Below are 12,068 nucleotides of genomic sequence, written 5' to 3'. Positions count from 1 at the left end.
CGGTGGAGGAGCGGACGGCCCGCGCCGTCGACGTGCTGGTCGTCGGCGCGGGCCCGGCGGGGCTCGCCGCGGCGGCCCGGCTCGCGGCGGCGGGCGCCGGACGGGTCGAGGTGCTCGAGCGGGAGCCGGAGGCCGGCGGCGTCCCCCGCCACTGCGCCCGGACCGGTTTCGGCGCGGACGCGCGCGGACGCGCGATGGACGGCCCGGGGTACGCGCGGCGGGCGGTGCGCGCGGCGCTCCGGGCCGGCGCCGTCGTGCGGACCGGCGTGTCGGCCACCGGCTGGGCGGGCCCGCTGCGGCTGGAGACGACCGCACCGACCGGCCTGGAGACGATCGGGGCGCGCGCGGTGGTCCTGGCGACGGGCGCCCGCGAACGCTCCCGGCCGGCCCGGCTGCTGCCCGGCACCCGCGCCCGGGGGGTGCTGACGACCGGTGAGCTCCAGCGGACGGTGGCCCTGTTCGGCGCGCGTCCGGAGCGGATCGGGCGGCGCGCCGTCGTCGTCGGCGACGACCCGGTGGCCGGACACGCCGTCCGGCTGCTGCGCCGCGCGGGTGTCACGGTCGCGGCGGTGGTGGTCGAGGGGCCGCGGGCGGCGACCGGCGTCCGGGACGTGCCGGTGCTCACCGGGACGGTGGTGACGGAGCTGACCGGCCGGGGGCGGCTGGACGGGGTGACGGTACGGGGCCGGGACGGGCGGCCGCGGACCGTGCGGTGCGACACGCTCGTCCTCACCGGCGCCTGGATCCCGGAGCAGGAACTGGCCCGCGCGGGCGGCCTGCCGCTCGCGCCCGGCGGCCGGGGTCCGCTGGTGGACGCGGCGCTGCGGACCGGGGTGCCGGGGGTGTTCGCGGCGGGCGGTCTGTCGCACGCCGGCGAGCCCGCGGTACGGGCCGCCGCCGAGGGCCGCGCGGTCGCCGGCGCCGTCCTGGCCCACCTCTCCGGCGGGGCGTCCGGACCGGCGAAGGATCCGGGGGACACGCCGGTCTGACGCGCCCTCGGCCGGGGGCGGGCCGGACGCGGTCAGACTGACCGTATGCCGGTCACACGCAGCGCGGGTCTGCTCGTCTTCCGACGGACGGGGGACGGCGGGATCGAGGTGCTCATCGGGCACATGGGCGGGCCCTTCTGGGCGCGCCGCGAGGAGGCCGCCTGGACGGTGCCCAAGGGCGAGTACGGGCCGGAGGAGGCTCCCGAGGACGCGGCCCGGCGCGAGTTCCTGGAGGAGCTGGGGCTACCGGTCCCGGACGGCGACTGGCTCGCCCTCGGGCAGGTCCGGCAGTCGGGCGGAAAGACCGTCACCGTGTGGGCGCTGGAGGGCGATCTGGACCCGGCGGCCGTGGTGCCGGGCACGTTCACCCTGGAGTGGCCGCCCCGCTCGGGCGCCCTGGCCGAGTTCCCGGAGCTGGACCGGGTGGGCTGGTTCGCGCCGGAGGACGCGGAGCCGCTGCTCGTCGCGGGGCAGCGGGTGTTCCTGGAGCGGCTGCTCACGCGGGTGCGCGGGCGGGCCTGAGGGGCATTGTCAGACCCGTGCGAGAGGGTGGGGTGCGTCAAGCCGTCGAGAGGGAGCCCGACATGACCACCACCATCTCCGCCACCGAGCGCGCCGCGGCCCAGGCGTACCTGCGCCTCCTCGAGTCCACCCAGGCCGTGCTGACGGACCCGCGGCTCGCCCCGTACGCGGGGATGATGCTGACGAACCCCATGGCGGAGGCCGACGAGGCGCTGCGCGCGGCGGGCCTCGCGGGGAACGAGGACCGGCTGCTGCGCCTCGTCTCCGCCCTCCGTGCCGCCCCCGGCTCGCCTCCCGGCGCGGCGGCCCCCGCGGTGGACCGGGGCCGCCGCGCCTGAGCGGGCCGGGCCCCGACGTCACACTCCCGCCTGCCACGCGGGCGACGGCAGGAGTGTGACGACAGGGCCTAGCGGGCGGGGGCGCCGAGCCGGACGGGCAGGGTGCGGACGCTGTTGCCGACGAAGCCCGCGTGCCAGGTCAGGCCGGTCTCGGGGACGGCCAGGTCGAGCTCGGGGAAGCGGGTGAAGAGCGCTTCGAGGGCGACCGCGGCCTCCATCCGGGCGAGCGGGGCGCCCAGGCAGTAGTGGGGGCCGTGGCCGAGGGACAGGTGCTTGGCCGCCCCGGTCCGGGTGAGGTCGAAGCGGTCGGCGTCCGGGCCGTGCGCCGCCGTGTCGCGGCCCGCCGCCGAGTAGCCGGCGAGGACGGGGGTGCCCCGGGGGATGAGGGTGCCGTCGACCGTCAGGTCCCGGGTGGGGTAGCGGAACGGGAAGTAGCTGACGGGGCTGTCCCAGCGGAGGGTCTCCTCGACGACGTCCGCCCAGGCCGCCCGGCCGTCGGTGACCAGGGCGAGCTGGTCGCGGTGGGCGCAGAGGGCGCGGACGGCGTTGGTGACGAGGTTGAGGGTGGTCTCGTGGCCCGCGACGATCAGCAGCAGCAGGGTGCCGATCAGCTCCGGCTGGGCGAGCCGGTCGCCGCCCTCGTCGCGGGCGGCGATCAGGGCGCTCGTCAGGTCGTCGCCGGGCGCGGCCGCCTTGGCGGCGGTGATCGCGGCGAGCAGTTCGGCCAGCTCGCGGTTGGCGGCGACGGCCTGCGCCGGTTCGGTGTCGGTGGCGACGACGAGGCTGGACAGCCGGTGCAGCCGCTCCTGGAGGGCCGGGTCGACGCCGAGGAGTTCGCAGATGACGCCGAGCGGCAGCGGCAGGGCGTAGTGGCGGCGCAGGTCGGCGACGCCGTCGCCGGCCGCGGCGGCCGCGGTGAGGCCGTCGAGCAGACCCGCCGTCACCGCCTCGACGCGCGGGCGCAGCTCCTCGACGCGGCGCGCGGTGAAGGCGCTGCTGACGAGGGTCCGCAGCCGCCGGTGGTCGGCGCCGTCGGCGGTCGTCATGCCGGGCACGGTGGCGAAAGTGCGCAGCGGCCACCCCTCCGGTATGCGGCCCTCGGCGAGCGCGGTGAAGTGCTGCGGGCCCTTGGCGACGTCGGGGTCGGAGAGGAAGTCGCGGAGGGCGTCGTGGCCGAGGACCACCATGCCGTCGATGTCTCCGGGCAGTACCACCGGGGCCACGGCGCCCTGGGCGAGCAGCCGGGCGTTGACGGCGTGCGGGCAGCCGCCGGCCGGGTCGAGCCGGTAGGGCTCCGCCTCGGGGGCGCGCTCCGCGGCGGTTCCGGGGCTGGCGTCCATGTCCACTCCTGACGACGGGTGAGAGGGAGACCGCCGGACGGGCACCGGGACGGCCGCCCGCATCCTAGGGTCAACGCACCCCCGTTCGCGTGCGGTTGTGGCCGAAGGGCGCGGCCCCGGGCCGGAGTCCGCCGCGGGTCGCCCCACCCGCCCGGCGGGGTGCGGGCGCCTCGCGACCGCCGCCGGGCAGGGTGCCGGGGGGCTCTCGACCACCCGGCCGGACAGGGTGCGGGGGCTCAGGACCACCCGCCGGACGGGGTGCGGGGGGCGTCACGACCACCCGCCCGGCGGCACGACGCGCCGCCCGGTGTCGCGTTCGCTAGGCCGGGTGGCGCACTCCGCTCTGCGCGCTCCTCCCCTCCTTCCTACGGTGGCTGAATGATCGTCACGTCAGCTCTTCGCCATGCCGCCGCGGGCTCCGCCGCGATGCTGCTCGTGCTCTCCGCCCCCGTGGCCGACGCCGCGACCCCGCTCCGCGCCCCGGCGTCCGCCCCCGCCCTCGGACCGGGCTCCGTCTCCGAACCGACCCCTCCCGCGCGGCGGTTCGTGGACCCGGCCCGTCTCGACCGGTCCGGCACCCAGGTGCAGCCGCTGGCCGGCGCCCCGGCCGTGCCCTCCGTCTCGGCGCTGTCCTGGGTGGTGGCCGACGCCGGGACGGGCGAGGTGCTCGCCGCGCGTTCCGCGCACCGGAAGCTGCCGCCGGCCAGCACGCTCAAGGCCCTCTTCGCGCTGACGGCGCTGCCGCACCACGAGGCGGACGAGCGGCACACGGTGGCCGACGAGGAGCTGACGGGGATCGGCGAGGGCAGCAGCCTCGTCGGGGTGAAGGAGGGGTACACGTACCGGGTCTCCGACCTGTGGAACGGCGTCTTCCTCAGCTCGGGCAACGACGCCGTGCACGTCCTCGCGGCGATGAGCGGCGGCTGGGAGTCGATGGCCCGCCAGATGCAGGAGAAGGCCCGGTCGCTGGGGGCCCGGGACACCCACGTGGTCTCCCCCGACGGCTACGACGCGCCGGGCCAGGTCTCGTCCGCGTACGATCTGGCGGTCTTCGGCCGGGCGGGGATCCAGGACCCGGAGTTCACCCGCTACTGCTCGACCGCGTACGCGGACTTCCCGGCGGGCTCGTGGTCGTACGGCATCGCCAACACCAACCGGCTCCTCACCGGCGCGGACGGCGTCGGCCGGTACCCGGGCATCATCGGGATCAAGAACGGCTACACCAGCAACGCGGGCAACACGCTCGTCGCCGCCGCCCGCCGCGGCGACCGCACCCTCGTCGTGTCGGTGATGAACCCGCAGTCGGGCGGCGGGCTCGCCGTCTACGAGGAGGCCCGCTCGCTGCTCGACTGGGGCTTCGCGGCGGCGGGCAAGGTCCAGCCGGTCGGTTCGCTGCTGCCGCCGAAGACACCGCCGGCCGAGGGCTCGGACACCCGCACCGTGTCCGTACGCGGCGGGGCCGGCGCTCCCGCCGCCGCGGGCACCGCCGCGAAGCACCCGGCCGCCGCCCCGGAGGCCGCCGCCGCGGAAGCCGCCGGGCAGGGCCCGTCGGTGGCGCTCCCCCTGACGCTGGTCGCCTCGGCCTGCGCGGCCGCGGTCGCCCTCTGGGCCTGGCGCCGCCGGGTGCCGCGCCTCTGAGTCGGGCGAACCGTTCTCGGGTGGCGCACCGCCGGGAACGTACCGGCGCTCCGCTACGCCGGGCGGGCGGACGCGGTCACAGGGGTGCCCGGGGTGCCCGGGACTTCAGGGCGACGTACCGTTCGGCGGCGCGGAGGGCTTCGGGGGTCGAGCGGACGCCCATGAGCACGCACAGCGTGTAGGCGGTGTCCTCGAAGCGGCGGCGGACGGAGGGGTCTCCGGGGGTGGCGCGGACGGTGCGTTCCTGGGCGCGGTAGTGCCGGAGGAGCCGTTCGACGGTGTTCCGGTCGGGCAGCAGCATGGGTTCCTCCGTGGCGGCCCCCCGTCTCGTGCGTCGCTCCATGGTGCTCATGGCCGGTCGCTCGCGCGACCCGGATGGTCACGTTGTGTCACCCGGGGACGGGCCGAGGTGCGGACGTCGCCCGGATGGCGGAGGGTCGAAGACATGAACGCGAGTACGCGGCTGAGGGTGGTCGTCACGGGCGCCACCGGGAACGTGGGCACGAGCGTGGTGCGGGCCCTGGGGGCCTCGTCGGAGGTCGGTTCCGTGCTGGGGCTGGCCCGCCGGCTGCCGGGGCTCGACCTGCCGGGCGTCGAGTGGGCCGCCGTCGACCTGTCCCGGGACGGCGACGAACCCCGGCTCGCCCAGTACGTGGCGGACGCCGACGCGGTCGTGCACCTGGCGTGGCGCTTCCAGCCGACGCACGACCCGGTGACGACCTGGCGCACCAATGTGCTGGGCACGCTGCGGGTGTGCGACGCGGTCGCGGCGGCCCGGGTGCCGGCGCTGGTGTGCGCCTCTTCGGTGGGGGCGTACTCCCCCGGCCCGGAGAGCGGCGCGCCGGTCTCCGAGGCGTGGCCGACGCACGGCTGGCCGGGCGCCGCCTACAGCCGGGAGAAGGCGTATCTGGAGCGGGTGCTCGACACCTTCGAGCGCGATCACCCGCAGACCCGGGTGGTACGGATGCGGCCGGCGTTCCTCTTCAAGGAGGAGGCGGCGAGCGAGCAGCGCCGGATCTTCGCGGGCCGGTTCCTGCCCGGGCAGTTGGTCCGGCCCGATCTGCTGCCGGTGCTGCCGGAGCCGGCGGGCCTGCGTTTCCAGGTGCTGCACACCGACGACGCGGCCGACGCGTACGCGCGGGCGGTGCTGCGGGACGTGCGGGGCGCGTTCAATCTGGCGGCGGAGCCGGTGGTGGACGCGGCGCTGCTCGGCGAGCTGTTCGGGGCCCGCCCGGTGCGGGTCCCGGCGGGCGCGGTGCGCGGCGCGCTCGCGGCGGCCTGGCATCTGCGGCTCGCGCCCGCCTCCCCCGGCCTCTTCGACCTCCTGCGGCACATCCCGGTGATGTCGACCGACCGGGCGCGCGAGGAGCTGGAGTGGCGGCCGGAGGCGAGCTCGGTGGAGGCGCTGGAGGCGTTCCTGCGCGGGGTGCGCTCCGGCGCGGGCGCCGACACGGCACCCCTGGCCGGGCGCCGCGCCGCCTGAGTCCCGCCGCCCGAGAGCCGTGGCCGTGGCCGTGGACCGCCGTCAGCCGTCGGTGCCGCCGCCCCAGTCGACGATCCGGATCGCCGCGCCGGCCGCCTCCCGTCCCCGGCAGTGCGCGCGGTGGCGGCGCAGGACCGCGTCGACGTCGAGGTGGCGGGCGAACGCCGGGTGGGCGGCGTGCCGTTGGGCGTACGCCCAGAGCGTCCGGTACCCGGCGACGCGGTGCAGGGCGGCGGCGTCCAGGTGCCAGCGGTGGACGGTGTCGAGCCGCAGCAGGGCGCCCCACACGTGCACGTCGGCGAGGGTCGGGGCGGAGCCGAGGAGGTAGGGCCGGCCGGTGAGCCGCGCGTCGAGGGCGGCGAGCGCCGCGAAGAGCGTCCCGAGGGCGTCCTCGGCCTCCCGCCGGGCGTCCGCGTCGGGGTGGAGGCCGAGTTCGCCGGCGCGCTGCGCCGCCCGGTGGACGCCGTCCGCGCAGAGCGCGGCGAGGCCGTCGATCTCCGCGTGGTGCTCTTCCGGCAGCAGGTCGGGGCCGTCGCCGCGGAAGCGGAGGGCGAGGTCGCGGAGGATGTCGGGGGCGTGGTTGCTGACGATCCGTCCGGTCCAGGCGTCGCCGAGGACGGGCGCGGTGGCCGGGCCGGTGTAGAGGTGGGCGCCGGCCTCGTAGAGGGGGCGGAGGGCGGTGTACGAGCCGTCGGCGGCGTCGGGGAGTTCGGGGAGGAGGCGCAGCGGCAGGGTGGCGTCGAGGCCGAGGAGTCCGTGGGTGACGGCGAGGCCCAGACAGTCGGGGTCGGCCGGGGCGAGGTGGAGCCGGTAGCGGTGCGGCACGGCGTAGTGGCCGCTGTCGGCGGACCGGCCGATCCGGCCGCGGAAGGCGGGCGCGGCGGAGGCGGGCAGCAGCGCGGAGGGGACGACGACGGACATGGTGCTCCCAGGGTTGCTCGGTGCCGGGTCCGGGCGGGCTCCGTCGGGACGCGGCGGAGCGCCGCGCGGCGGCGGCTGAGTGACGGGAAGCCGGTGGCCGGGGAGGGCCTCGGCGGAGGCGGCGGGCGCGGTCAGGCCGCGCTGCACACCCGCAGCAGGTCGATGTGGCGGCGCGAGGTCAGGGGCAGGGAGCGCGGCAGGGGCCGGGCCGGGTGGCCGTCGGGCCCGTCGCCGTGTCGCATGCCGTTCCCTACCTGTCCGCTCGGGTTGCCTGCCCCGAGTGTCCGGCGGCCGGCGGACGCCGTCAAGGGTGCGGACCGGACGGCCCGCCGGCGCCTCGACCCCGGCCCGGGGACCGGTCCGGCGGGCGTGGACGGTACGCGGAGGGGCCCCGCGCCCGGGGCGGCGGGGCCCGGGCGACCGGCGTCCGGCGCCCCTCGGAGCCGTACGGAATAATGCGCCGCATGCGCATCTCAGCCAGGGCCGACTACGCCGTGCGGGCCGCCCTCCAGCTCGCGGCCGCGGGCGACGCCGGGCCGTTGAAGGCCGAGGCGATCGCCGACGGGCAGGGCATCTCCCACAAGTTCCTGGAGAGCATCCTCGGCGACATGCGCAAGGGCGGGCTGGTCGAGAGCCAGCGCGGCGGGCGGGGCGGCTACTGGCTGGCACGGCCCGCCGAGACGATCTCGGTGGCGGACGTCATCCGCTGCGTGGACGGCCCGCTGGTGTCGGTGCGCGGCCAGCGCCCGCCGGACCTCTCGTACACGGGCCCCGCCGAGTCGCTGCTGACGCTGTGGATCGCGCTGCGGGCCGGCGTGCGCGACGTGCTGGGCGTCTCGCTCGCGGAGGTCGCCTCGGCCCGGCTGCCCGCCGAGATCGCCGCGCGGGCGGACGACCCGGAGGCGTGGACCAACCCCTGACGGGCCACCACCCCGCCGCTCGCAGCGGCGGCAACCCCCGCCACCTGCGCCGATCTGACCCTGTCTCACCCACCGGAACAGGCTCATCCACACCTCGGACGCCCCTTGGGGCCCCGGCCACCCCTCTGCCACTATCCCTAGTGATCCAGTGGGATTACGGAGAGCGGGTGGGGACGGTATGAGCGCGCAGCAGACGACGCCGAGGGACGACACGCTCTGGCGGCGGGTCGTCCGGGAACTCGCCGACGACCTGGCCGTCGACGCGCACACCCGCGACCGGGCCGGCCGGAGCCCCCGCGACGAGGTGGAGCGGCTCCAGGAGGCGGGCCTCCCCGCCTTCCTCACGGCCGCCGACCCCGCCCTCGGCGGCGGGCACGGGGCCGACCTGCGCACCGCGTGTTCCGCCGTACGGGAGCTCTCCGCCGCCGACAGCTCGGTCGGCGAACTCCTCGCCCACCACTACGCTCTGTCCTGGACGAGCCGCTTCCTCGCCGGCCCGTCGGGCCGCAGCGCCGGAACGTTCCCGCGCCTCGACGCCCGGACGGCGGCCGAGGGCTGGCTGCTCGCCGGCGCCACCGAACCCGCGCCGTCCGGCGCGGGCCACGGTCTCACCCTCACCCGCGTCGACCGGGGCGGCTGGCTCCTCGACGGCCGGCGCGCCTTCGACTCGGCCGTGACCGTCGCCGACCGGCTGGTCGTCGCCGCCCGCCCGGCCGGCACCGGGGACCAGCTCGTCGTCCTGGTCGACCCGGCCCACCCCGGGGTGCGCGCCGAGGCGGCGGCGGACCGGGTCGGGCAGCGGCTGACCGGCGCCGGGACGGTGGTCTTCGACCACGTGCCGGTGCCCCGCGCGCGGGTCCTCGGCACCCTGCCGGCGGACGAGCACGCGGTGGCGCCGTTCACCGCGCTCGCGCCGCTCGTGCTCCGGCTGCTGCTCGTGCACGTGGCGCTCGGCATCGCGGAGGGCGCGCTCGCCGAGGCCCGCGACGTGAGCCGCGCGGCCGTCCCGGAACCGGGCGCGGCGCCCGCCGAGGCGCTGCAGGACCAGGGGGACGACCCGTATCTGCTGCTCTCCTACGGGGAGCTGGCGACCGCCGCGCACACCGCCGCCGCGGTCGCCGAACGCGCCACCGACGCCCTCACCCGCGGCCTTCGCTCCGGCTGGACGCTCGGTGTCGAGGACCGCGCCGACCTGGCGGTGCTGGTGGCCGCCGCCGAGACCGTCACCGGCCGGGCGGCGGTCCAGCTGACCACCCGGATCCTGGAACTCGTCGAGGGGGCCCCGCCCGCCGGGGGCGGCGGCCCCGGCTTCGACCGCTTCTGGCGCAACGCCCGCGCGCTCACCGCCCGCACCCGCCCGTCCCACCGCCTCCGCGACATCGGCGACCACTACCTCAACGGCACCCACGCACGGCTGGCGCGCAGTGCCTGATCCGGGGCCGCCCGGTCAGCCGGCCCGGCTCAGCCCGACCGTCTCCTCACCGTCCACGTCCCACTGACGGAGCACCACCCGGTCGTCCTCGCCCCCGATCTCCCAGGGCTCGAACACGCAGTCCGGGAGGTCGGTCACGACGCTCTCGCCCCACCCGTCGGCCGCCGCGAACGTCCACGTGCCGCGCGCCGTACAGGTCTCCCCCGCCTCGCCGGGGAGCGGAGCGAAGCCCGGCGGCTCCATGACGCCGTCCGCCTCCGCGGTGCCGTCGGCGGCCAGCTCCAGCGTGCCGCCGCGCCCGTCCGTCCAGGTGCCGACCAGCTCCTCCCGGGTGGCCACCGGCGGCTCGTGGGCGTCGAGGACGCCGCTGCCGAGCACGAGACCACCCGTGACGGCGAGGCCCATGAGTCCGACCGTCCCCCACAGGGCGATCTCGCGCAGCAGCCACCGCCGGCGCAGCCGGGCGACCAGCGCGGCCGGGACGATCAGCACGACCAGCGCCGCCCAGGCGAGGAGGGCCGCGCGCGGGGACGGCACCGCACGCAGGAGGAACAGGACACCGGCGGCCGCGACCGGTGCGGCGGAGACCGGGGTCCACCACCACGGCCCGGGCTCCCCCTCGGGCGCGCCGCCGAGCCGCCGCCCCAGCTCCGCCGCGAGCACGACGGCCGGCACCACGAGGACGAGGGCCGCGACGGCGACGACGAGCGTCGCCGGGAGCGCCACCAGAGGCAGCATCATCACCGTGAACCCGTAGCCGTCGCCCGTCGCCGGCTCCCGGGTCGCCCCGTACAGCGCGGCCACCACCGCGACGGACGTCAGCTCCAGCATGAGCATGCCCGTCGCCACCATCAGGATCCGGCCGAACGAAGGAGGACCGGTCCGTGTCGCCGTCTTCATGACGATCACCCCCGGGAGCATCCTGCCACGCCGTCTTGAACGCGTTCAACTTGGGTCCCGGGGGCGGATGGACCGGCATGTCGGGACCTCCGGCCCTCATCCGGGACGGCCGAAGGCCCCAAGCTGGGAGTGAGCAGGGCCCCGGCCGCCGGGCCGGGCCCGTCACGCCACGACCAGGGAGGACGTCAGATGAGTCGCGAGGCCCAGCAGACCGGAGCGGACGGCGGCGAGACCCGGGAGTCCCGCGCGGGCCGGGAGATCGTGGCCGGGGTGGACGGTTCGCCGGAGAGCCTGGCCGCCGCCGACTGGGCCGCGCGGGAGGCGGAGCACCGGGGCGTCCCGCTGCGGCTCGCGCACGCCTGGCGGTGGGAACCGCTCGACCTGCCGCTCGTCCAGGACCAGGAGACGCAGCAGCGCGCCGCCGAGGAGGTGGTCCGCGCGGCCGAGACGGAGATCGCGGCCCGGCACCCGAAGCTGGAGATCACCGCCGAGGTGCTCACCGACACCCCGGTCGCCGCGCTGCTCGACACGATCGGCGACGCCGGGATGCTGGTCATCGGCTCGCGCGGCCACGGCGCGGTGGCCGGGTTCCTGCTCGGCTCGTACGGCCAGCAGATCATCGCCGCCGCGACCCGCCCGGTGGTCGCCGTCCGTGCCCGCGACGACCGGGCCGCCGAACCGCCCACCGGCGAGATCCTGGTGGGCCAGCAGGGCAGCCCCGAGGACAGCGAGGCCGTGCTGCGGTTCGCCTTCGAGACGGCCGCGGCCCGCGGCGCGGCGATCCGCGCGGTGCGCGCCTGGAGCCTGCCGCCGCTCTTCGCGTACAGCCCGGCGTCGATGCGGCTCGCCGACGACGCCGGAGGTCTGGTGCCCTTCGAGGAGAAGGCGCTCCGCGACGCCCTGGCGCCGTGGCGCGAGCGGTACCCGTACGTGCCGGTGACCGAGCACGTCGAACTCGGCAGCGCCGGGCAGGTGCTGCTGACCACCTCCGGCAACGCGCAGCTCCTGGTGGTGGGCCGGCGGGCGAAGCGCGGGGCGCTGGGCCAGCGGATCGGCTCGGTGGCGCACGCGGCACTGCACCTGGCACCGTGCCCGGTGGCGGTGGTCCCGCAGGGCTGAGGCGGGACGGGGCCGCCCGTCAAGCCGGTGCGGCGGGTTGACGCACGGAGTTGACCCACCGGGTTGACGTGGGGTGTCGGGGCGGCGGAGCGCGGAAAGCCTTGACCCCGTCGCCCCGGCGGCCCGCCCGGGCGCCGGACCCGACGGCGGCCCAGGCGAGAGAGCGGAGCCCCATGCGGTACGACGGTCCCGACCCCCACGACGGCCCGGACCCCTTCGACCCCCACCACGGCCCGGACCCCTTCGTCCCCCACGACGGCCCGGACCCCTTCGTCCCCCTCGAACGCCCGCGGGACCGGGGCGCGCCCGCGTCCGGCCGCCACCGGCGCGGCGGCCCGGTCCGCCGCCGCCCGCTCCGCCGGCCGGCCTTCCCCGCCGCCGTCCTCGCCGCGGGCACGACGGCGGCCGCCGTCACGATCCTCCTCGGTCTGTACGCGGCCACCCCCTCCACCGCCCCCGCCCCCCC

11 protein-coding genes and 2 pseudogenes are annotated in these 12,068 nt (G+C 77.7%); 9 read left to right on the top strand and 4 right to left on the bottom strand.

The window, feature by feature from the left end; genetic code table 11:
- Nucleotides 1–2 precede the first annotated feature (2 nt).
- The 3 genes and pseudogenes from IF73_RS0122810 to IF73_RS0122800 form a co-directional block, all read left to right on the top strand.
- Nucleotides 3–944: pseudogene (locus tag IF73_RS0122810) on the top strand (FAD-dependent oxidoreductase); the annotation flags it as partial.
- A 90-nt stretch (nucleotides 945–1,034) separates the two neighbouring features.
- The gene (locus IF73_RS0122805) at nucleotides 1,035–1,511 is read left to right on the top strand and encodes an NUDIX domain-containing protein (RefSeq protein ID WP_031011056.1); all 477 of its coding nucleotides are present in this window, start codon (nucleotides 1,035–1,037) and stop codon (nucleotides 1,509–1,511) included.
- Between the two features lie 62 nt (nucleotides 1,512–1,573).
- Nucleotides 1,574–1,849, top strand: a complete 276-nt coding sequence (locus IF73_RS0122800; RefSeq protein WP_031011053.1) for a hypothetical protein — start codon at nucleotides 1,574–1,576, stop codon at nucleotides 1,847–1,849.
- Nucleotides 1,850–1,917: 68 nt separating this feature from the next.
- Here the strand turns inward: IF73_RS0122800 and IF73_RS0122795 are convergent, their stop codons facing one another.
- Nucleotides 1,918–3,189, bottom strand: coding sequence for a cytochrome P450 family protein (locus IF73_RS0122795; protein ID WP_031011051.1), 1,272 nt, complete (start codon nucleotides 3,187–3,189; stop codon nucleotides 1,918–1,920).
- A 378-nt stretch (nucleotides 3,190–3,567) separates the two neighbouring features.
- Between IF73_RS0122795 and IF73_RS0122790 the strand changes: the two genes are divergently transcribed.
- Nucleotides 3,568–4,827 carry a D-alanyl-D-alanine carboxypeptidase family protein gene (locus tag IF73_RS0122790; RefSeq protein WP_031011050.1) on the top strand — a complete coding sequence of 420 codons (1,260 nt, stop codon included), beginning with the start codon at nucleotides 3,568–3,570 and terminating at the stop codon, nucleotides 4,825–4,827.
- Between the two features lie 76 nt (nucleotides 4,828–4,903).
- Here the strand turns inward: IF73_RS0122790 and IF73_RS0122785 are convergent, their stop codons facing one another.
- Complete coding sequence (locus tag IF73_RS0122785) at nucleotides 4,904–5,128, bottom strand: DUF5133 domain-containing protein (RefSeq protein ID WP_037880137.1); 225 nt, start codon at nucleotides 5,126–5,128, stop codon at nucleotides 4,904–4,906.
- A gap of 144 nt (nucleotides 5,129–5,272) precedes the next feature.
- Between IF73_RS0122785 and IF73_RS0122780 the strand changes: the two genes are divergently transcribed.
- Nucleotides 5,273–6,310: an NAD-dependent epimerase/dehydratase family protein gene (locus IF73_RS0122780; protein ID WP_031011048.1), complete on the top strand. Its 1,038-nt coding sequence runs from the start codon at nucleotides 5,273–5,275 to the stop codon at nucleotides 6,308–6,310.
- A 42-nt stretch (nucleotides 6,311–6,352) separates the two neighbouring features.
- On the opposite strand, the gene IF73_RS0122775 is transcribed toward IF73_RS0122780, so the two are convergent.
- Nucleotides 6,353–7,231 carry a glutathione S-transferase C-terminal domain-containing protein gene (locus tag IF73_RS0122775; RefSeq protein ID WP_037880147.1) on the bottom strand — a complete coding sequence of 293 codons (879 nt, stop codon included), beginning with the start codon at nucleotides 7,229–7,231 and terminating at the stop codon, nucleotides 6,353–6,355.
- A 464-nt stretch (nucleotides 7,232–7,695) separates the two neighbouring features.
- Between IF73_RS0122775 and IF73_RS0122765 the strand changes: the two genes are divergently transcribed.
- Complete coding sequence (locus IF73_RS0122765; protein WP_031011047.1) at nucleotides 7,696–8,151, top strand: RrF2 family transcriptional regulator; 456 nt, start codon at nucleotides 7,696–7,698, stop codon at nucleotides 8,149–8,151.
- 178 nt (nucleotides 8,152–8,329) lie between these two features.
- Nucleotides 8,330–9,583 (top strand): acyl-CoA dehydrogenase family protein, encoded by a 1,254-nt coding sequence (locus IF73_RS0122760; protein ID WP_051717168.1) that lies wholly within the window; start codon nucleotides 8,330–8,332, stop codon nucleotides 9,581–9,583.
- Between the two features lie 15 nt (nucleotides 9,584–9,598).
- On the opposite strand, the gene IF73_RS0122755 is transcribed toward IF73_RS0122760, so the two are convergent.
- The gene (locus IF73_RS0122755) at nucleotides 9,599–10,483 is read right to left on the bottom strand and encodes a hypothetical protein (protein WP_158822109.1); all 885 of its coding nucleotides are present in this window, start codon (nucleotides 10,481–10,483) and stop codon (nucleotides 9,599–9,601) included.
- 189 nt (nucleotides 10,484–10,672) lie between these two features.
- On the opposite strand from IF73_RS0122755, the gene IF73_RS0122750 reads away from it, so the two are divergent.
- The gene (locus IF73_RS0122750; protein WP_078868198.1) at nucleotides 10,673–11,602 is read left to right on the top strand and encodes a universal stress protein; all 930 of its coding nucleotides are present in this window, start codon (nucleotides 10,673–10,675) and stop codon (nucleotides 11,600–11,602) included.
- Between the two features lie 173 nt (nucleotides 11,603–11,775).
- A pseudogene (locus tag IF73_RS0122745) lies at nucleotides 11,776–12,068 on the top strand (hypothetical protein); the annotation flags it as partial.

Origin of the sequence: Streptomyces sp. NRRL F-5727, from assembly GCF_000719555.1 — a bacterium.
Lineage (GTDB): Bacteria > Actinomycetota > Actinomycetes > Streptomycetales > Streptomycetaceae > Streptomyces.
Note: the sequence above shows the minus strand (reverse complement) of the source record. Positions and strands in the feature narration are given on the sequence as shown.